At 69.8% G+C, this 18,919-nt stretch carries 16 protein-coding genes; 10 read left to right on the forward strand and 6 right to left on the reverse strand.

Translation table 11 applies throughout. The features are described 5' to 3' along the window. Nucleotides 1-32: 32 nt before the first annotated feature. Entirely contained in the window at nt 33-686 is a 654-nt protein-coding gene (locus KLK06_RS52590) for a TetR/AcrR family transcriptional regulator (protein ID WP_214643411.1), read from the reverse strand. A gap of 80 nt (nt 687-766) precedes the next feature. On the opposite strand from KLK06_RS52590, the gene KLK06_RS52595 reads away from it, so the two are divergent. Genes KLK06_RS52595 through KLK06_RS52605 form a run of 3 tightly spaced genes read left to right on the forward strand, consistent with a single transcriptional unit; the run spans nt 767 to nt 4,562 of the window. Beyond that, nucleotides 767-1,273 (forward strand): (2Fe-2S)-binding protein, encoded by a 507-nt coding sequence (locus tag KLK06_RS52595; protein ID WP_250907429.1) that lies wholly within the window; start codon nt 767-769, stop codon nt 1,271-1,273. After that, complete coding sequence (locus KLK06_RS52600; protein WP_214643412.1) at nt 1,270-2,271, forward strand: xanthine dehydrogenase family protein subunit M; 1,002 nt, start codon at nt 1,270-1,272, stop codon at nt 2,269-2,271. Before KLK06_RS52595 ends, KLK06_RS52600 begins: the two co-directional genes overlap by 4 nt. Continuing rightward, the gene (locus KLK06_RS52605; protein ID WP_214643413.1) at nt 2,268-4,562 is read left to right on the forward strand and encodes a xanthine dehydrogenase family protein molybdopterin-binding subunit; all 2,295 of its coding nucleotides are present in this window, start codon (nt 2,268-2,270) and stop codon (nt 4,560-4,562) included. The genes KLK06_RS52600 and KLK06_RS52605 overlap by 4 nt, the downstream gene beginning before the upstream one ends. Before the next feature lie 19 nt (nt 4,563-4,581). Here the strand turns inward: KLK06_RS52605 and KLK06_RS52610 are convergent, their stop codons facing one another. Genes KLK06_RS52610 through KLK06_RS52620 form a run of 3 tightly spaced genes read right to left on the reverse strand, consistent with a single transcriptional unit; the run spans nt 4,582 to nt 7,663 of the window. Continuing rightward, nucleotides 4,582-5,415 (reverse strand): carbohydrate ABC transporter permease, encoded by an 834-nt coding sequence (locus KLK06_RS52610; protein WP_214643414.1) that lies wholly within the window; start codon nt 5,413-5,415, stop codon nt 4,582-4,584. Next, on the reverse strand, nt 5,412-6,335 hold the full coding sequence (locus KLK06_RS52615; RefSeq protein ID WP_250907430.1) for a carbohydrate ABC transporter permease: 924 nt from the start codon (nt 6,333-6,335) through the stop codon (nt 5,412-5,414). The genes KLK06_RS52610 and KLK06_RS52615 overlap by 4 nt, the downstream gene beginning before the upstream one ends. Beyond that, a complete protein-coding gene (locus KLK06_RS52620; RefSeq protein ID WP_214643415.1) occupies nt 6,332-7,663 on the reverse strand; it encodes an extracellular solute-binding protein in 1,332 nt (443 codons plus the stop codon). The genes KLK06_RS52615 and KLK06_RS52620 overlap by 4 nt, the downstream gene beginning before the upstream one ends. A gap of 118 nt (nt 7,664-7,781) precedes the next feature. On the opposite strand from KLK06_RS52620, the gene KLK06_RS52625 reads away from it, so the two are divergent. Beyond that, nucleotides 7,782-9,272, forward strand: a complete 1,491-nt coding sequence (locus tag KLK06_RS52625) for an alpha-N-arabinofuranosidase (RefSeq protein ID WP_214643416.1) — start codon at nt 7,782-7,784, stop codon at nt 9,270-9,272. Here the strand turns inward: KLK06_RS52625 and KLK06_RS52630 are convergent, their stop codons facing one another. Both KLK06_RS52630 and KLK06_RS52635 read right to left on the reverse strand, forming a co-directional pair. After that, nucleotides 9,273-10,304 carry a LacI family DNA-binding transcriptional regulator gene (locus tag KLK06_RS52630; protein WP_214643417.1) on the reverse strand — a complete coding sequence of 344 codons (1,032 nt, stop codon included), beginning with the start codon at nt 10,302-10,304 and terminating at the stop codon, nt 9,273-9,275. A gap of 129 nt (nt 10,305-10,433) precedes the next feature. Further along, complete coding sequence (locus KLK06_RS52635) at nt 10,434-12,092, reverse strand: endo-1,4-beta-xylanase (RefSeq protein WP_214643418.1); 1,659 nt, start codon at nt 12,090-12,092, stop codon at nt 10,434-10,436. 355 nt (nt 12,093-12,447) lie between these two features. Between KLK06_RS52635 and KLK06_RS52640 the strand changes: the two genes are divergently transcribed. The 6 genes from KLK06_RS52640 to KLK06_RS52665 are packed head-to-tail and all read left to right on the forward strand — an operon-like array spanning nt 12,448 to nt 18,914. Then, entirely contained in the window at nt 12,448-13,407 is a 960-nt protein-coding gene (locus KLK06_RS52640) for an alcohol dehydrogenase catalytic domain-containing protein (protein WP_214643419.1), read from the forward strand. 6 nt (nt 13,408-13,413) lie between these two features. Next, entirely contained in the window at nt 13,414-14,706 is a 1,293-nt protein-coding gene (locus KLK06_RS52645; protein ID WP_214643420.1) for an alpha-glucosidase/alpha-galactosidase, read from the forward strand. A gap of 14 nt (nt 14,707-14,720) precedes the next feature. After that, the gene (locus tag KLK06_RS52650; RefSeq protein WP_214643421.1) at nt 14,721-15,773 is read left to right on the forward strand and encodes an amidohydrolase family protein; all 1,053 of its coding nucleotides are present in this window, start codon (nt 14,721-14,723) and stop codon (nt 15,771-15,773) included. Beyond that, the gene (locus KLK06_RS52655) at nt 15,770-16,693 is read left to right on the forward strand and encodes a carbohydrate ABC transporter permease (protein ID WP_214643422.1); all 924 of its coding nucleotides are present in this window, start codon (nt 15,770-15,772) and stop codon (nt 16,691-16,693) included. Before KLK06_RS52650 ends, KLK06_RS52655 begins: the two co-directional genes overlap by 4 nt. Before the next feature lie 10 nt (nt 16,694-16,703). Beyond that, a complete protein-coding gene (locus KLK06_RS52660) occupies nt 16,704-17,573 on the forward strand; it encodes a carbohydrate ABC transporter permease (protein WP_214643423.1) in 870 nt (289 codons plus the stop codon). Nucleotides 17,574-17,585: 12 nt separating this feature from the next. After that, nucleotides 17,586-18,914, forward strand: a complete 1,329-nt coding sequence (locus KLK06_RS52665; protein WP_214643424.1) for a sugar ABC transporter substrate-binding protein — start codon at nt 17,586-17,588, stop codon at nt 18,912-18,914. The last annotated feature ends 5 nt before the right edge of the window (nt 18,915-18,919 follow it).

Here is an 18,919-nt window from a genome sequence, read left to right on the forward strand (position 1 = left end):
ACCGCCGGTCGAAAGCGGGCAGCCCGGCGCGGTCAGCGCTGGGCGGGCAGTCCGGCGGCGAGGGCGGCGAGCATGCGCTTCATCGTGGGCTGGAACGGCAGACAGCGGGCCGCGATGTCAGGGTCCTGGGCGTAGAGCTCCCGCAAGGCGGGCGGCGGGTTCGCCATCGGGAAGAGCATGCCCGCCAGCGCGGCGGCCGCCCCGGCCAGCTCGACCCCCTCGCCGGTGGTCAGGCCGGGGTAGGCCAGGGCGACGCGCGCCCCGAGGTCGTCGACCGTACTGATCACAGCGCGCTTGAAGACGCGGGCCGCCGAGACCGAGATGTTGTGCTCCAGCGTGATCGAGACGTGGCCCAGCAGGTCGCAGAAGAGCGGCCGCTCGGTCAATGTGTCGACCAGCGCGGCGATCACGTCGTCGGGCGAGGCGGCCGTGGCGAGCCGGGCGACGACCTCGTCCGACCAGTCGAGCCACTCCTCGACGACGAGTTCGAGGTAGATCTCCTCCCGGGTCCCGAAATATCGCACCACGTTGGACTTCGCCAGCCCGACCGCCGACGCGACCCCGCCCAAACTGACGTTGCGGACCCCGACCTCGATGGCAAGCTGACGCGCGGCGGCGAGGATCGCCTCGCGCCGCTGCTGCTTGTGCTCCGGGCGCCTGGCCCGGACGAACGCCGATCGTGTCATCTTCGAGCCAAGCATACGAGCAAGATAACGAAACACCGTTCTCTTGTTAAGATTACACCGTCCTGTTAACGTCACCCCATATGACGCGAACCCATCCGGAGGGACATGTGGTCACGCTGCGTATGCGGGTGAACGGCACAACTCGCTCGCTCGACATCGAACCATGGGTCAGCCTGCTCGACGCACTACGCGAGCAGCTCGACCTGACCGGCACGAAGAAGGGCTGTGACCAGGGCGCCTGCGGGGCCTGCACGGTGCTGGCCGATGGCGAGCGGATCAACTCCTGCCTGGCTCTCGCCGTGCAGTACGAGGACCGCGACATCACCACCATCGAGGGGATCACGCACCCGATCCAGCAGGCGTTCATCGAGCACGACGGCTTCCAGTGCGGCTACTGCACCTCCGGCCAGATCTGCTCGGCGATCGGCATGCTGGCCGAGCACGGAGCGGGGATGCCCAGCGCGGTCACCGAGCCGGGAGCCACCGGGCTGTCGGAGGCCGAGATCAGGGAGCGCATGAGCGGCAACCTGTGCCGCTGCGGCGCGTACAACGGGATCGTCGACGCCATCAAGGAGGTCGCGCGATGAAGCCGTTCGCGTACGTCAGCGCCCCCGACGTGGCGACGGCCGTCCGTGTGATCGCGGCGGAGCCCAACGCGAAGTTCATCGGCGGCGGGACGAACCTCGTCGACCTGATGCGCGAGGACATCGAGCAGCCCGACACGGTGGTCGACATCACCCGGCTGCCGCTGACCGAGATCGAGGAGCTGCCCGGCGGCGGCGTGCGCGTCGGAGCGCTGGTGCGCAACAGCCACCTGGCCGCCCACCGGCTGATCAGGACCCGCTATCCGGTGCTGTCGCAGGCGATACTCGCGGGCGCCTCGGCGCAGCTTCGCAACATGGCCACGGTGGGCGGCAACCTGCTGCAGCGCACCCGGTGCCCCTACTTCTACGACGGCGCGGCGGCCTGCAACAAGCGCGTACCCGGCAGCGGCTGCGACGCGATCGGCGGCTTCAACCGCAACCACGCCGTTCTCGGCGTGAGCGACGACTGCATCGCGACGCACCCATCGGACATGTGCGTCGCGCTCGCCGCGCTGGACGCCACCGTCGAGGTGCAGAGCGTACGCGGCCTGCGGCGCGTGCCGCTGGCCGACTTCTACCGGCTGCCCGGCGGCACTCCGCATCTGGAGACGGCGCTGGAGCCGGACGAGCTGATCACCGCGGTCGAGGTGCCGGAGCTGACGGCGCCCTCCAGCTACCGCAAGGTGCGCGACCGGGCCTCGTACGCCTTCGCCCTGGTCTCGGTCGCCGCCGCGCTGGAGGTCACGGACGGGGTGGTGACCGACGTACGGCTGGCGCTCGGCGGGGTGGCGGCCAAGCCGTGGCGGGCCCGCCAGGCCGAGGCGGTGCTGCTCGGCGCCCCGGCCACCGACGAGTCGTTCCGCCGGGCGGCGGAGGCGGAGCTGGAGCCGGCGGTCGGCAGGCCGGACAACACCTTCAAGATCGAGCTGGCTCAACGGACGATCGTGGCGACACTGCGGCGGCTCAGCGACAGGAGCCTTGGCGTTGGGAGGATGGCATGACCACCACTGAGACGCAGAGCCCACCGCGCGAGCGGGCCGTGGGCCAGGGGATCGACCGGGTCGACGGCCCGGAGAAGACGACGGGCAAGGCCCGGTTCGCCGCCGAGTTCCCGTACCCGGACCTCGCGTACGCCGCCCTGGTGCACGCGACGGTCGCGCGCGGCCGGATCACCGGCATCGACGCCAAGGCGGCCGAGGCGGTGACGGGCGTCCTGTCGGTGATCACCCACCTGAACGCGCCCGTGCTGAAGCCGGCGCCCGCGCGGAGCATGCTCGACCTGAGCACGATGGTCTCCGCGACGTCGGTCAACTACCTGAACACCGACGAGGTGCACTGGGACGGCCAGCCGGTGGCGGTCGTCGTGGCGGAGAGCCTGGAGGCGGCGCGGCGTGGCGCGGCCCTGGTCGAGGTGACCTACCAGGAGTTCCCGGCCGCGGTGGACTTCGCCGCGGAGGAGGCGAACGCCAAGCCGCAGAAGAACAGCCTGCTGGGGGCGGGCAGCGCCAAGAAGGGCGACGCGGAGGCGGCGCTGGCGGCGGCACCGGTGTCGGTGGACCTGCGCTTCACCACCCCGCCCCACAACCACAACGCGATCGAGCCGCACGCGACCACGGCCATCTGGGACGGCGACCGGCTGACCGTCCACGAGGGCAGCCAGGCCATCGCGTGGATGCGCAAGCACCTCGCGCTCAGGTTCGGCATCCCCGAGCGGAACGTCCGCATGACCTCGCCGTACGTCGGCGGCGGCTTCGGCGGCAAGGGCCTGATCTGGCCGGGCACGATCCTGACCGCGCTGGCCGCCCGGGCGACCGGCAGGCCGGTGCGGATGATGCTGACCAGGGAGGGTGTCTACCGTACGGTCGGCGGGCGCACGCCCTCGATCCAGCGCGTCGCGCTCGGCGCCGGCCAGGACGGCAGGCTGACCGCGCTGATCCACACCAGCGTCACCAGGTCCGGGAAGGTGGGCGGCGGCCCCGAGCAGGTCACCGGCGCCGCGGGGCACCTCTACGACGCCGAGAACATCCTCCTCCAGCAGAACCTCGTCGAGATGGACCTGATCCCCAACACGTTCATGCGCGCGCCCGGCGAAGCCATCGGCACGTTCGCGCTGGAGGCGGCGGTCGACGAGCTGGCCGGCGAGCTCGGCGTCGACCCGATCGAGCTGCGGATGCGCAACGAGCCCGCGCGCAACCCGCTCGACGGCAAGCGCTTCGCGCACCGGATGCTGCGCGAGGCGTACGCGCTGGGCGCCGAGCGGTTCGGCTGGGCCGAGCGCACGCCGGAGCCCGGCTCGATGCGCGACGGCAGGTGGCTCGTCGGCATGGGGGTGGCCACGGCCTACCATCCGTCGGTGCAGTTCACGGCCAACGTCACCGCGCGGCTCTCGGCCGACGGCACGGTCGTGGTGCGCTGCGGCTTCCAGGAGATGGGCATGGGCGGCGCGACCGCGCAGGCGCAGATCGCCGCCGACGAGCTGGGCGTGCCCTATGAGGCGGTCCGGGTGGAGTACGGCGACACGGACCTGCCGACCGGGCCGATGGCGGGCGGTTCCGCGCAGACCGCGAGCATCGCGGCGAGCCTGCTGGCGGCCTGCGCGAAGCTGAAGGGGGAGGTGCTGGGCCTGGCCAGGCGCTCCGGCGACTCGCCGCTCCGCGGGCAGCGGCTCGCCGGGGTCGAGGCCAGGGACGGCGGGCTCTACCGGCTCGACCGGCCGGACTCCGGCGAGAGCTACGAGGCCATCCTGTCCAGGGCGGGCCGGCCGTACGTCGAGGCCGCTATCGGGGCCGAATCGGGCCTCGGCGCGGTGGCCGGGCAGGTCAGGTTCATGGCGAAGTTCCTCAGCGACCAGCGGCGCTGGGTCAAGGCCGCGTGCGGCGCCCAGTTCTGCGAGGTACGCGTCGACCAGGACACCGGCGAGGTGCGGGTGTCGCGCTGGCTCGGCGTGTTCGACGTGGGCCGGGTGATCAACGCGAAGACGGCGGCCAGCCAGCTCCGGGGCGGCATCGTGATGGGGATCGGCATGGCGCTGTCGGAGGAGACGCTGGTCGACCCGCGCAACGGCCGCGTGATGAACCCGGGGCTGGGCGACTACCACGTCCCCGTGCACGCCGACATCCCGCCGATCGACATCCACTACCTGGACGAGCCCGACCCGACCATGCCCCTGGGCCTGCTCGGCATCGGCGAGGTGAGCATCACGGGCGTCGCGGGGGCCATCGCGAGCGCCGTGCACCACGCCACCGGCAAGCGCGTCCGCGACCTGCCGATCACCCTCGACAAGCTCCTTTGACCGCCGGCCGGGCAGTTCGTCACTGACCGGCGAGGCCGGTATGGGCGACTCCCCGGATGATCTGACGCTGGAAGAGGACGAAGACCACCAGCAGCGGCAGCCCGGCGAGCACCACGCTGGCCATGATCTGCGCGTACCGGAGGCCGAACGTGCCCTGCACCACGTTGGCCAGGCCGACCGGGAGCGTCATCGTGTTGGGGTCGGTCGAGACCAGGAACGGCCAGAGGAAGTTGTTCCACGTCGTAATGAATGTGAAGATCGACACGGCCGCGAGCACCGGCCGCGACAGCGGCAGGACGATCGTGAAGAACACCCGCCAGCGCCCGGCCCCGTCCACGAAGGCCGCCTGCTCCAGCTCCAGCGGCACGTCCTGGAAGAACTTGTAGAGGATGTACACGATCAGCGGCGCCGCGACCTGCGGCAGGATGATCGACCACCAGGTGTCTACCAGCCCGAACGACACCATCTCGGCGAACAGCGGCGCGATGAGCACCTGCGGCGGCACCATGATCCCGGCCAGGATGACCACCAGCAGCACCCGCTGGCCGCGGAACTGCGTGCGCGCGAACCCGTACGCGGCCATCGCCGAGAACAGCACGGTCATGAAGGTGACGACGACCGCGGTGACCGTCGAGTTGATCGCCCACTTGACGATGCCGCCGGTCGCCAGCACCAGCCGGTAGGCGTCCAGGGTGAGCTCGCTGCCGAACCACTGGAGCGGGAGCTTGGTGGTCTCGGCCTCGGGCTTCAGCGAGGTGGCGACGGCCCAGGCGATGGGGGCGATCCAGACGATGGCGAGCGCCGCCGCGATCACCAGCAGGATGATCTGGGAGGGGCTGAACCGCTTGGTCATGACAGGGCCTCCTCGCGCTTGCGGAGCAGCCGGAGCTGCCCCAGCGACACGATGACGATCAGGACGAAGAGGATGTAGGTGATGGCCGACGCGTAGCCGATGCGGTAGCCGGAGAAGCCGACCTCGTAGGCGTACTCGATGATCGGCCGGGTGGCCTCCTCGGGGCCGCCGTTCGTCATCAGGTAGATCTGGTCGAAGACCTTCAGCGACGCCAGGAGCTGCAGCACCACGATGAGCCCGGTCGTCCGGCCGAGCAGCGGCAGCGTGATCGAGCGCAGCTTGGTCCAGGCCGTCGCCCCGTCGATCGCGGCGGCGTCGTACAGGTGCTGGGGGATCGACTGCAAGGCGGCGAGGTAGAGCAGGAAGTTGAAGCCGACCGTCCACCAGACGGTGGTCAGCACCATCGACCACATCGCCACGTCCGGGTCGCCCAGCCAGAGGACATGGGTGCCCAGCGTGCCGTTGAGCAGGCCGTAGTCGGGCGGGTAGATCATCTGCAGCCAGAGCACCGCGATGACGGCCGACGGCAGCAGGAACGGCCCGAAGAACGACAGCCGCCACAGCCACTGCAGGAAGCGCAGGTTGTGCACCAGCAGGGCGAAGGCCAGGCCGAGCAGCACCAGCGGGATCGTGCTCAGCACGGTGAACACCAGCGTGTTCCACAGCGAGTGCCACATCCTGGGATCGCTGAACGCCTCGGCGTAGTTGGCGAACCCGACGAGCTCGTTGTTGCCGCCGGCGATGTTGACGCTCGACAGGCTCATGCGGAAGCCGAGCACGGTCGGCCACACCAGGAAGACGACATAGATCAGCAGGAAGGGCGCGACGAACAGCAGCCCGTGCTGGGTCCAGCGGCGCCGTACCTGGATCTGGGAGACCGGAGCGGTGGCGGCGGGGGCGGCGACGGTGGCGGTCATCATCCCTCCTTGGCAGGGAAGGGGTTGGGGGCTGACATGAGTCGGTTGAGCGCCTGCTTGGCGGTGTCCAAGCCCTGCTCGGGCGTCCGCGACCCGCTGATGACCGGCGAGAACGCGCCGCCGAACTCGATCCACAACCGCGACGCGGACCCGGCGAACCACACCTTCGGATCCAGGGCGACCTCGGTAATCACCGAGCGGTACTCCGACTGCGGCTGCAGCGCGAGGTAGGAAGGCTCCTCCAGCGCGGGCAGGTAGGCGGGCACGTGCCCAGCCACCGCCCAGTCGGCACTGTGCTTGACCAGGTAGGCGATGAACCGGTAGGTCGCCGCCTCGGTCTCCGGATCCCGGCTGCGCTGGTGCGGCAGCACGAACGAGTGGCAGTCGGCCTGGGCCGCGCCGCTGCCGAAGACGCTGGGGAAGCGGGCCATGCTGAACGGCGTCTTGCGTTCCTTCAACCCGGTGGTCTCCCAGTCGCCGTTCCACAGGAAGGCCGCCTCGCCGTTGGTGAAGGCGGCCACGGACGCGCCGTAGTCGGTGCGCGGGCTGCACAGCCCTTCCTTGCCGAGCAGTTGCATGAACCGCAGCGCGTCGAGCGCCTTGGCGTCGTCGAGGGCGACCCGGGCGCCGTCGTCCGACACCAGCGTGCCGCCGCTCTGCGCGTACAGCGACTCCCACACCCGCCACGGGCCCACGGTGCCGAGGCCGAGCGCGTCGAAGACCAGCGGCGGCTTGCCGCCGAGCGTGTCCTTGGCCGTGCGCAGCATGGCCAGCAGCTCGTCGGTCCCGGTGGTCGGCTTCAGCTTGCCGTCGGCGCCGAGCAGGCCGGCCTTTCGGGAGATGTCGGTGTTGTAGTACTGGACCATGGGATGGGCGTCGAACGGCACGGCGTACAGCTCGCCGTCGATGTGGGCGCGCTCCCAGATGGGCGGGCTGAAGTCGGCGGCCCGCAGGCCGTTCTCGGCGAGCAGGTCGAGGTTGATCGGGTCGAGTATCCGACCGGCGCCGATCCCGGACAGGCGGGCCAGGTGGAAGGTGGCCAGGTCGGGCGAGCGCCCGCCCGCTCCGGCCATCGCGATCTTCGTGTAGTACGGCTCGCCCCACGCGAGCACGTTCTCCTCGACGAAGATGTCGGGATTGGCCTTGGCGAACGCGCCGACCATCCGGTTCATGATGATGCCGTCACTGGCGCCGAGGAAGTGCCAGTAGCGGACCCGGCGCTGGGCCGAGCCCAGGCCGATGGGGATCGCGCAGCCGGCCGCGCCGGCACCGAGAAGGGCGAGGGCGCCGCCGAGAAGATGGCGGCGGGAGACGGGTGAAGGACCTTCCATGAGCGGCCTCTTTTCGGGTTACCCGAGTGTTTGCGGTAACACCAGAGCTGTCAAGACCACTTGACCCGACCTATGGGAGCGCTAACAATCGAGGAATCACTTTCGAGGAGTCTGCACAGTGCACGAAGCGCATCTCACCATCGACCCCGCCTTCCGCGTAGCCCCGGTACGCCGCCGTACCTTCGGCACGTTCGTGGAACACCTGGGCCGTTGCGTCTATACCGGCATCTACGAGCCGGGCCACCCGACCGCCGACGCGGACGGCTTCCGCCGCGACGTCCTCGACCTGACCCGCGAACTGGGCGTGTCCACGGTCCGCTACCCGGGCGGCAACTTCGTGTCCGGTTACCGCTGGGAGGACGGCATCGGGCCGGTCGCCGAGCGGCCCCGGCGGCTGGACCTGGCCTGGCACAGCACCGAGACCAACGAGGTCGGGGTGGATGAGTTCGTCCGCTGGTGCCGCAAGGCCGGGGTGGAGCCGATGATGGCGCTCAACCTCGGCACCCGTGGCATCGCCGAGGCCTTGGACCTGCTCGAATACTGCAACCACCCGTCCGGCACCGCGCTGTCGGACCTGCGGATCGCCAACGGCGCCAAGGAGCCGCACGGCATCCGGATGTGGTGCCTGGGCAACGAGATGGACGGCCCGTGGCAGACCGGCCACAAGACCGCCCGCGAGTACGGCCGGCTGGCCGCCGAGACCGCCCGCGCCATGCGCACGATGGACGGCGAGCTGGAGCTGGTCGCCTGCGGCAGCTCGGGCTCGTCGATGCCGACCTTCGGCGCGTGGGAGGCCACGGTGCTCGAGGAGACCTATGACGTGGTCGACTATGTCTCCTGCCACGCCTACTACGAGGAGAAGGACGGCGATCTCGCCAGCTTCCTGGCCTCCTCGACCGACATGGAGTACTTCATCTCCTCGGTCGTGGCCACCGCCGACCACGTCGGGGCCCGGCTTAAGTCGCGCAAGAAGATCAACCTCTCGTTCGACGAGTGGAACGTCTGGTACCTGTCCCGCTACCAGGCCGCCGAGCCGCCGCGCGACTGGCCGGTCGCGCCGCCGCTGCTGGAGGACCACTACCACCTGGCCGACGCGGTGGCCTTCGGCGGCCTGCTGATCACCCTCCTGCGCAACAGCGACCGGGTGACCTCCGCCTCGCTGGCCCAGTTGGTCAACGTGATCGCGCCGATCATGACGTCGCCCGGCGGGTCCGCGTGGAAGCAGACCACCTTCCACCCCTTCGCGCAGGCGTCCCGGTACGCCGCCGGCGACGTGCTCCGCGTCGAGGCGACCTCGCCGAGCCACGACACCAAGGAGTTCGGGGAGGTGCCGCTGCTGCACGCCGTCGCCACGCACTCCGGCGACGAGACCGTGATCTTCGCCGTCAACCGCTCGACCGACGAGCCGTTGTCGCTGGAGATCGACGCACGGTCGCTGGGCGGCGCCCGCATCATCGAGGCCACCACGCTGGCGGGCCCCGACGTCTACGCCCGCAACACGGCCGAGGCGCCGGACACCGTCGCACCCCGGCCGAACCCGGACGTCCAGCACGATCCGCTCCGCGTGCTGCTGCCTCCTGTGTCCTGGAACATGATCCGCCTCGGCTGATCACCTCGTATGGCTGGGGCCCGTGCTCTCCCTGACCACGAGCTCGGGCTCCACCAGACGCTGGGTCTCTTTCCCCGCGCCCGCCATCCGGTCGAGGAGCAGGTGGAAAGCGCTCCTGCCGACCTCGCGGAAGTCCTGCCGGACCGTGGTCAGCGGGGGCCAGTAGTAGGCGGCCTCCGGAATGTCGTCGAAGCCGATCACGCTCACCTCCTCCGGCACCCGGCGCCCGGCCTCGCGCATCGCCCGCAGGACGCCCAGCGCCATCTGGTCGTTGCCCACGAAGACGGCCGTGACCGACGGGTCGGCGGCCAGCCGCCGGCCGTGCAGGTAACCCGACCGGGGACTCCAGTCACCGCGTAACAGCTCGGGCACCGGCCGGTCCTCGGCCTCCAGCGCCCCCCGCCAGCCCTCGATCCGGCCGCTGGCGTCGATCCAGTCGACCGGCCCGCTCACGTGCCAGACCGTCTCGTGGCCGAGGCTCAGCAGGTGGCGGGTCGCCCGCGCGGCGCCCGCCCGCTGGTCGACCATGACCACCGGCACCGGGACGTCCTTGCCCGCGTCGACGGCCACCACCGGCAGATCGGGCGGCAGGTAACGCAGGCCGTCGACCGCCGACTCGTGGGGCGCGACGATGACCACGCCGTCGACGGACTGGGTGCGGAGGCGGTGTACGCCCTCCTCGATCGACTTGCGGTTGAGCAGGCTCAGGCTGGCGATGCTCACGGTGTAGCCGGCCAGCCGGGCCGCCTGCTCTATGCAGTAGAGGGTGGAGGCCGGGCCGTACAGGGTGGTGTCGATGCTGACCACGCCGAGCACGCCCGAACGGCCCGTGACCAGCTGCCGAGCAGCCGAGTTGGGCCAGTAGTCGAGCTCGCGCACGGCGGCCAGCACGCGCTCCCGGGTCTCGGCGCGGACCCGGTCGGGCGCGTTGAGCACCCGCGAGACCGTCATCGCCGAGACGCCCGCCAGCGCGGCCACGTCGCCGAGCACGGCGGGCCTGGTGCGCGCCTTGCCGTCCGATCCCCCAGCCATCCGGATCACCACCTCCGCGATAACGCTAACAGGCAGGTCGCCGAGGTGTGGATCACTGACCGGAGTCTGGACGGCGCGAACGGGGGCGCGGCACCTCATGGGCCGCTCCCCCGTCACTGATCGAGGCGGTCAGGGAGACGCGCAGGTGTAGCCGGACGGCGTCGCGGTGTCGCCTGCCGGGCGGCTGACCTGGAAGCCGAAGGTGGTGCTGGCGGCCGGGGCGAGGTTGCCGTTGTAGCCCAGGCTCTTCGCGGTGATGCTCTGGCCGCTGCTGGTCAGCGTGGCGTTCCAGGACCCGCTCAGCGTGTGTCCGGCGGGCAGGGTGAAGGTGACCGTCCAGCCGTTGATCGCCGAGGAGCCGGTGTTGGTGACCGTCACCGGCTGCACCACGTAGCCGCCGGCCCACTGGGTCTGCACGGTGCCGGTCGCCGTGCACGGCCCGCCGCCGCTCCCTCCGGAGGTGGTGGTGAAGGTGGCCAGGGCGGAGTTCCCGGACAGGTTGCCCGCGCCGTCGCGCGCTCGTACGTACACCTGGTACTGGGTGGCGGCGCTCAGCCCGGTCAGCGTGATGGAGGCGGTGGTGCTCTGCCCGAGCTGCGGATCGGTGGTGCCCTGCTCGCGGTAGACGTTGTAGCCGGCCAGGCCGCTGCCGCCGGAGTCGGTGGACGCCGTCCAGGTCAGGGTGACGGAGTTCGCGGTGACGTTCGACGCGGCCGGGGTGCCGGGCGTGGTCGGCGGCGTGGTGTCGGTGCTGGTGCCGCCCGCCAGCGCGTCGTGTACGGCGGTGTACGCGGGCTTCTGCTGGTAGGAGGCGTCATAGATCAGCGCGGCGCCCTGGCCGGAGAAGGTGTCGGGCACCCAGGAGTACTTGTCGGTGAAGCCCCAGATCGTGATCCCGGCGCACGCGGTGACCGCGAGGCAGGCGTTGACCACGTCGCGGTAGTAGGTGGCCTGCGTGGCGTCCTTGGTGGCGTCGCGGGGCATGATCATCCGGACGTCCAGCTCGGTGACCCTGACCTGGACGCCGAGGTCGGCGAAGCGCTGCATGTTCTGCTGGACCTGGCTCGGGAAGCCGTACTGGATCGCGAGGTGGCCCTGGAAGCCCACGCAGTCGACCGGCACGCCCTGCTGGCGCAGCGACGACACCAGGTTGTACATCGCGGTGCTCTTGGCGTTGATCCCCTCGACGTTGTAGTCGTTGATGCACAGCCGGGCGTTGGAGTCGGCGGCGCGGGCCGCGCGGAAGGCGTCGGCGATGTAGCTCTGGCCGAGCGTGTTGTACCAGAACGAGGTACGCATGTTGCCGTTGTCGTCGAAGACCTCGTTCACCACGTCCCAGGAGGTCACGGTCGCGTTGTTCGCGTAGTGGCCGACGACCTGGCTGATGTGGTTCTGCATGGCCGAGCGCATCGCGGTCGCGCCGAGGCTCTGCACCCAGCCGGGCGTCTGGCTGTGCCAGACGAGCGTGTGCCCGTGGACCTGCTGGTTGTTCTGGGTGGCGAAGGTGACGATCTGGTCGGCTCCGGAGAAGTTGAACTGGCCCTGGCTCGGCTCCGTCGAGTCCCACTTCATCGCGTTCTCCGCGGTGACCTGGCTGAACTCGGTGGCCGCGATGGTGCGGTACTGGCTCTCGTTCGCCAGCGGGGTGGTGGCCAGCGCGGCGCCGATGAACTTGCCGCGGCTGGCGGCGTGCACGCGCAGCGGCGCCGACGCGTCCGCCGGAGTGGTCGGCAGCAGGAACACGGCGAGCAGCGCCGCCACCGCGGTGAGAGATCTGAAGAGAAACACAGGCGCCCAACCTCCGATCCCGAAAGTTTCGATCCCTCGGGACGTTATTGAGCAGCAGCTTTAGGGTCAATACCCGCTCGAGCTCGGGGCCGTTTCAGCAGCTTGACCGCTGAAAGTATCGGTATATCTATGAAAGTTTCAGCCGCAGGGCTGGATTCTGCTTTGTGGTGAGATGTTCCATTATTCGGAATACCATAAAACAGGCGAAAAGCCACTCTCGGCCCCTCTGGCCACTTGACATCCCCTTGCCGGCAATGATCTGCTATCGCTGATTCGGAATGACGTTCTGCAATACGGAATGCGATCAAGACAGGAGCTCTATGAACCGCCAGCATTCGACCATCGGTGGGCTCGCGTGAAGGCCCTGGTGTTCACCGGTCCGGGCGTGGTGGAGCTGCGTGAGGCGCCCGAGCCCGAGGTCGGCGCCGGCGAGGTGCTCGTCCACGTAGCCGCCTCCGGCATCTGCGGCAGCGAGCTGCACGGGGTCAAGAGACCCGGCTTCCGGACACCGCCGCTGATCATGGGGCACGAGTTCACCGGCCACACGGACGACGGGCAACCCGTCGTCATCAACCCGATCCTGTCCTGCGGCGCCTGCGACCTGTGCGCCCAGGGACAGCCCAACATCTGCCGGAACCGGCAGATCATCGGCATCCACCGACCCGGCGGCTACGCCGAACGCGTCGCCGTCCCCACCGCCTCGGTCATCCCGCTGCCCGGCGGCATCGACCCCACCGCCGCCGCCATCATCGAACCGCTGGCCAACGCGGTGCACGCCTGGCGCCTGGCCGGCCATCCCGCCGGAGCCCGCGTCGCCATCATCGGCGCCGGCACCATCGGGCTCACCTGCCTGCACACCGCCCACACCGGCAAGGCCGCGTCCATCCACGTCGCCGACCGCTCACCCGAGCGGCTGGCCGCCGCCGCCCGGCTCGGCGCCACCACCACCGGCCCCGAGCTGACCGGCGAGTACGACGTCATCTTCGACGCCGTCGGCGCGCCGGCCACCCGGGAGCAGTCCGTGGCCCACCTACGCCCCGGCGGGGTGACGGTGTGGCTGGGCCTGGCCGACCCCGCCGCCGCCTTCGACGCCGCCGACCTCGTACGCACCGAGAAGCGCGTCCTCGGCTCCTTCGCCTACACGGGCACCGACTTCGCCGCCGCCATCGACCTGGTCAGCGGATGGGACCTGACCTGGGTCGCGTCCTACCCCCTCGACGAAGGCGCCGACATCTTCACCCAGCTCATGCACGGCCAAGCCCTCCCCATCAAGGCCCTGCTCACTCCCCTAAAGCTCACCCCGGAATCGAGGTAGAAACCCATGGCCCGCATCGTCCTGGTAGGCGCCGGCAGCATCACGTTCGCCAAGAACCTGCTGTCCGACCTCCTCACCTTCCCCGAGCTGTCCGCCTCCACGATCGTGCTGCACGACATCGACGAGGCCCGGCTGTCCACCGCCGAGGCCATGGCCACCTGGATGGTCGGTGAGCTGGGTGTCGGCGCGAGGATCGAGGCGCACGCCGACCGCCGGGCCGCGCTCGACGGCGCCGACTACGTGATCAACGAGATCGCCGTCGGCGGCCTGGCCGCCGTCGAGCGTGACTTCGCGATCCCCGCCCGGTACGGCGTCCGCCAGACCATCGCCGACACCCTCGGCATCGGCGGCATCTTCCGTGCCCTGCGCACGATCCCGGTGATGGTCGGCATCGGCAACGACCTGGCCGAGCTGGCACCGGACGCCACCCTGTTCAACTACACCAACCCGATGTCGATGATCCCGTGGGCGGTCTACGCGGGCACGCCGTTCCGCAACGTGGTGGGCGTCTGCCACGCGGCGCGCGACACCCAGCGGACGCTGGCGGGCATGGTCGGGGTGCCGGAGGAGGAGATCTCGTTCCTCACGGCGGGGGTGAACCATCAGGCGTTCGTGCTGCGCTTCGAGCACGGCGGGGAGAACCTGTACCCGCGGCTCGACGCGCTGATCGAAAAGGATCCCGAGCTGGCCCGCCGCGTCCGCGTGGAGGTATACCGAAATTTCGGCTACTTCCCGACTGAGTCGAGCGAGCATGGATCCGAGTACCTGCCCTGGTTCCTGCCCCACGAGGAAGAGGTCGAGCGCTATCGCATCCCGGTCGGCGTCTACCTGGAGTGGCTGGCGGAGGGCTTCGACGAGTACGAGTCGTACAAGCGCTCGCTGGCGGCCGGGACCGGCGTCCCGATCGAGCGCGGCGAGGAGCTGGCGTCGCTGGCCATCCACTCCATGGAGACCGGCACCGGCCGGATGATCCACGGCAACGTACGCAACGGCGGCCTGATCTCCAACCTGCCGCAGGACGCCTGCGTGGAGGTGCCCTGCTACGTCGACCGCGCCGGCGTGCAGCCGATGCGGATCGGCGAGCTGCCCGCCCAGGTCGCCGCGCTCAACCGGACGATGCTGAACGTCAGCGAGCTGACCGTGAAGGCGGCGCTGGAAGGCCGGCGCGACCACGTCTACCAGGCCGCGCTGCTCGACCCGAACACCGCCGCCACGCTGCCGGTCCGCCAGGTCCGCGAGCTGGTGGACGAGCTGATCGCGGCGCACGGCGACCTGCTGCCCGCGGGCATCCGCAACTGATCGAGGAGTAGCCCATGTGCCCAGCCGACCCGCCGTTGTCCCGATACCGGCCGGTGTCCCAACTCCGGGTCGCGGTCCACCAGGTCGACCGCGCCGCCGTGCCCGTCGTGGACGCCCACATCCACCTGGGCCGGTGGCTCAGCGACGACGGCGGCTGGATGGTCAAGGACGTCCCGGCGCTGATCGACCTGATGGACGAGCTCAACCTGCGCGGCATGGTCAACCTCGACGGCCGCTGGGGCGCCGAGCTGGCCGAGAACATCGAGCGCTACGACGCGGCCCACCCCGGCAGGTTCGCCACCTTCTGCCACGTCGACTGGGCGCAGACCACCCAACCGGGCTTCGGCGAGCGGCTGGCCGCGCAGTTACGCCGCTCGGTGGCCGAGGGCGCGGCCGGGCTGAAGGTCTGGAAGGACGTCGGCCTGCGGGTCCGCGACGACCGCGGCGAGCTGGTGATGCTCGACGACCCGCGGCTGGACCCGCTGTGGGCGGCCGTCGGCGAGGCGGGCATCCCCATCGCGCTGCACACCGCCGACCCGGTGGCCTTCTTCGAGCCCGCCGACGAACGCAACGAGCGGCTCGAACTACTGGCCGCCCGCCCGGACTGGAACTTCTCCGGGCCGGAGTTCCCGCCGTTCGAGCGGCTGATGGACGCGATGGAGGCGATGATCGCCAAGCATCCGGCCACCACGGTCATCGGCGTGCACGCGGGCTGCTGGCCGGAGAACCTGGGCTTCGCGAGCCGGATGCTCGACACGTACCCGAACTTCCACATCGACATCGCCGCCCGCATCGCCGAGCTGGGCCGCCAGCCCAGGGCGACGCGGGCGCTGATGCTGCGCCACCCGGACCGGGTGCTGTTCGGCACCGACGAGATCCCGCCGGACCGGGAGGTCTACCGGACCCACTTCCGGTTCATGGAGACCGACGACGAGGCGTTCGCCCACTCCTCGGACGACCCGCCGCTGATGGGCCGCTGGACGATCTCCGGTCTCGACCTGCCGCGAGACGTGCTGGAGCAGGTCTACACCGGGAACGCGCTCCGGCTCGTACCGAGGCTGGCATGAGCGCCGTCACGCAGGCCAAGCCGCTGTTCAAGACCGTGCGCAGGCACAACGCCGAAGGCGGGCAGGGCTGGGCGGCCCTGCTGTTCCTGGCCCCGACGCTGCTCGGCTTCGCCGCGTTCTACATCTACCCCAGCGTGCGGGGCGTGTGGCTGTCGTTCACCGACTGGAACCTGCTGTCGGAGCCCGAGTTCGTCGGCCTGGGCAACTACGCCGAGCTGGCCGGTGACCCGCTGTTCTGGCGGTCGCTGCTGCTCACCGGCTACAACACGGTCCTGAACCTGGCCGGTCAGCTCTCGCTGGCGCTGCTGGTGGCCGCGCTCATGCACCGGCTGACCAAGTCGGTGGTGCTCAGGGCGACGCTGCTGCTGCCCTGGCTGGTGCCGAACGTGGCCACCGCCCTGCTCTGGCTGTGGCTGCTCGACGCCAACCTCGGCTTCGTCAACCAGTTGCTCGACGCAATGGGCCTGCCCACCCACGGCTTCTTCAACTCGCCGGGCGAGGCCATGCCGAGCATCGCCGCGGTGACCACGTGGGCCTCCGTCGGCTACGTGGCGCTGCTGCTGTACGCGGGCATGCTGCAGATCCCCGAGCAGGTGTACGAGGCCGCGGCGATGGACGGCGCCGGAGAGGTCCGGACCTTCTTCCGCATCACGCTCCCCCTGCTCCGCCCGGTGCTGGCCCTGGTGCTGGTGGTCTCGGTGATCGGCTGCTTCCAGATCTTCGACACCATCGCGGTCACCACCAAGGGCGGCCCGATCAACGCCACCAAGGTCATCTACTACTACATCTACCAGGAGGCGTTCACCCACTTCCGCATGGGCTACGCGGCGGCGATGGCGCTCACCCTGGTGCTGATCATGGGCGCGCTCACCTATCTCCAGATGCGCCTGATGCGCGCGTCGAACTCGGACCTCGGTTAGGAGCCCAGCCATGCGCGCAGGCAGGATCGCGGCGTGGACGGTGATGGGGCTCGCCGTCCTGGTGACCGTCTTCCCGTTCTACTGGATGGTGCGTACCGCCCTCACCGATGCCAGCCACCTGTTCTCCGACAACTTCTCGCTCATCCCCGAGCACTTCACCTGGGCGAACTTCAAGCGGGTGCTCGGCCTGTCCACGATCACCGAAGCACAGGCGGCGGGCGGCTCGGGGGCGTCCCTGGACTTCGTGCTGTACCTGCGTAACTCGATCGTCTACACGGCGGTCGTGGTGGTGGTGCAGACGCTGTCGTGCGCGATGGCCGGGTACGCGCTGGCCCGGCTGCGCTTCCGCGGCCGGGAGATGGTGTTCGCGGTGTTCGTCTCGGCGCTGATGATCCCGCCGATCTTCACGCTGCTGCCGAACTTCGCCCTGGTCCGCAACCTCGGCCTGCTCAACACCTTCGCCGGGCTCGTCGCCCCGATCCTGCTCATGACGCCCTTCACCGTCTTCTTCCTGCGGCAGTTCTTCCTCTCCCTGCCGCGCGAGGTCGAGGAGGCGGCCGTCATCGACGGAGCCGGGCTGTGGAGCGTCTTCTGGCGCGTCGCGCTGCCCATGTCCAAGGGACCGCTCATCACCATCGCCCTGATCAACGGTGTCTGGACCTGGAAGGACTACCTCTGGCCGCTCCTGGTGGGCCAGGAGGAGGACAGCCGGGTGCTCACGGTCGCGCTGGGCGTGTTCCTGCAGCAGTCGCCGAACGCCCGCCCCGACTGGACGGGCCTGATGGCCGGCTCGACCCTGTCCGTCATCCCCGTACTGCTGCTCCTGCTGGTCTTCGGCAAGCGGCTGGCCAACTCGCTCCAGTTCACCGGCATCAAGTAAGGACACACCCCCATGTCCAGATATTTCGTGACAGCAGCCGTCGGACTCCTCGCCCTCACCGCGGCCTGCGGCGGCGGCGACACCAAGGCCGGACCCATCACGCTCAACTACGTGATGTGGGCCGACAACCAGGTGCCCGCCTACAAGCAGTGCGCCGACGCCTTCACCAAGAAGAATCCCACCATCTCCATCAAGATGAGCTCCGTCGCCTGGGAGCAGTACTGGCAGAACCTCACCACCCAGGTCGTCTCCGGCACCGCGCCCGACGTCTTCCGCGACTCGGTCGCCTACTATCCGCAGTTCGCCAAGAACAACCAGCTCCTCGACATCAGCGAGCTGGCCACCCGCGACAAGGTCGACCTCGGCCAGTACCAGAAGGGCCTCGTCGACATCTGGGTACGCGACGGCAAGCGGTACGGCCTGCCGCTGGACTGGGACACCATCGGCGTCTTCTACAACAAGGACCAGGTCAAGAAGGCCGGGCTCGACCCGGCCGGCTTCGCGAACTGGACCTGGAACCCACAGGACGGCGGCACCTTCGAAAAGGCCATCGCCGCCCTCACCGTCGACGACAAGGGCCGTAAGGGCACCGACCCGGGCTTCGACAAGGAGCACGTGGCGGTGTACGGCTTCGCCCCCGACTACAGCGCCCCCGCTCTGGGCCAGACCTCGTGGGCCGGGTTCGCGGTGAGCAACGGGTTCAAGTACCTGGACAAGAACCCGTTCGGCAGCAAGTACTTCTACGACGACCCGAAGCTGGCCGAGACCGTCTCCTGGTTCGCCGGGCTGAGCAAGAAGGGGTACGCCCCTCCGTACGACAAGCAGTCGGCGCTGGGCGGCGACGCGCTGCTGCAGTCGGGCAAGGCCGCGATGGTCGTCTCCGGATCGTGGATGGCCAAGGCGTACCTCGACAGCAAGACGCTTCCCCTGGCCGCGGCGCCCCTGCCGGCGGGCCCGCAGGGCCGCAAGACGCCGATCAACGGCGTCTCCGACGCGATCTACGCCGGGACCAAGCACAAGGAGGAGGCGTGGCAGTGGGTCAAGTTCGTGGGCTCGGCCGAGTGCCAGGACCTGGTCGCCGCCACCACCGAGGTGCTGCCCGCCATCACCACCTCCTCCGACAAGGCGCTGGCCGCGCACGAGGCGGCCGGGCGTGACGTGACGGCGTTCGTGGACGAGGCCAAGGCGGCCGACGGCACGTTCCTGCTGCCCGTCACGGACAACGCTGACAAGATCAACGAGCTCATGAACACCGCGATCTCCTCCGTCCTCCTCGGCACCACCGACGCCAAGTCCGCGCTGTCAACCGCGAACACCGGCGTCAACGCACTGTTCCAATAACCGGA

Source organism: Nonomuraea sp. NEAU-A123 (assembly GCF_018603905.1).
In the GTDB taxonomy this organism is placed as follows: Bacteria; Actinomycetota; Actinomycetes; order Streptosporangiales; family Streptosporangiaceae; genus Nonomuraea.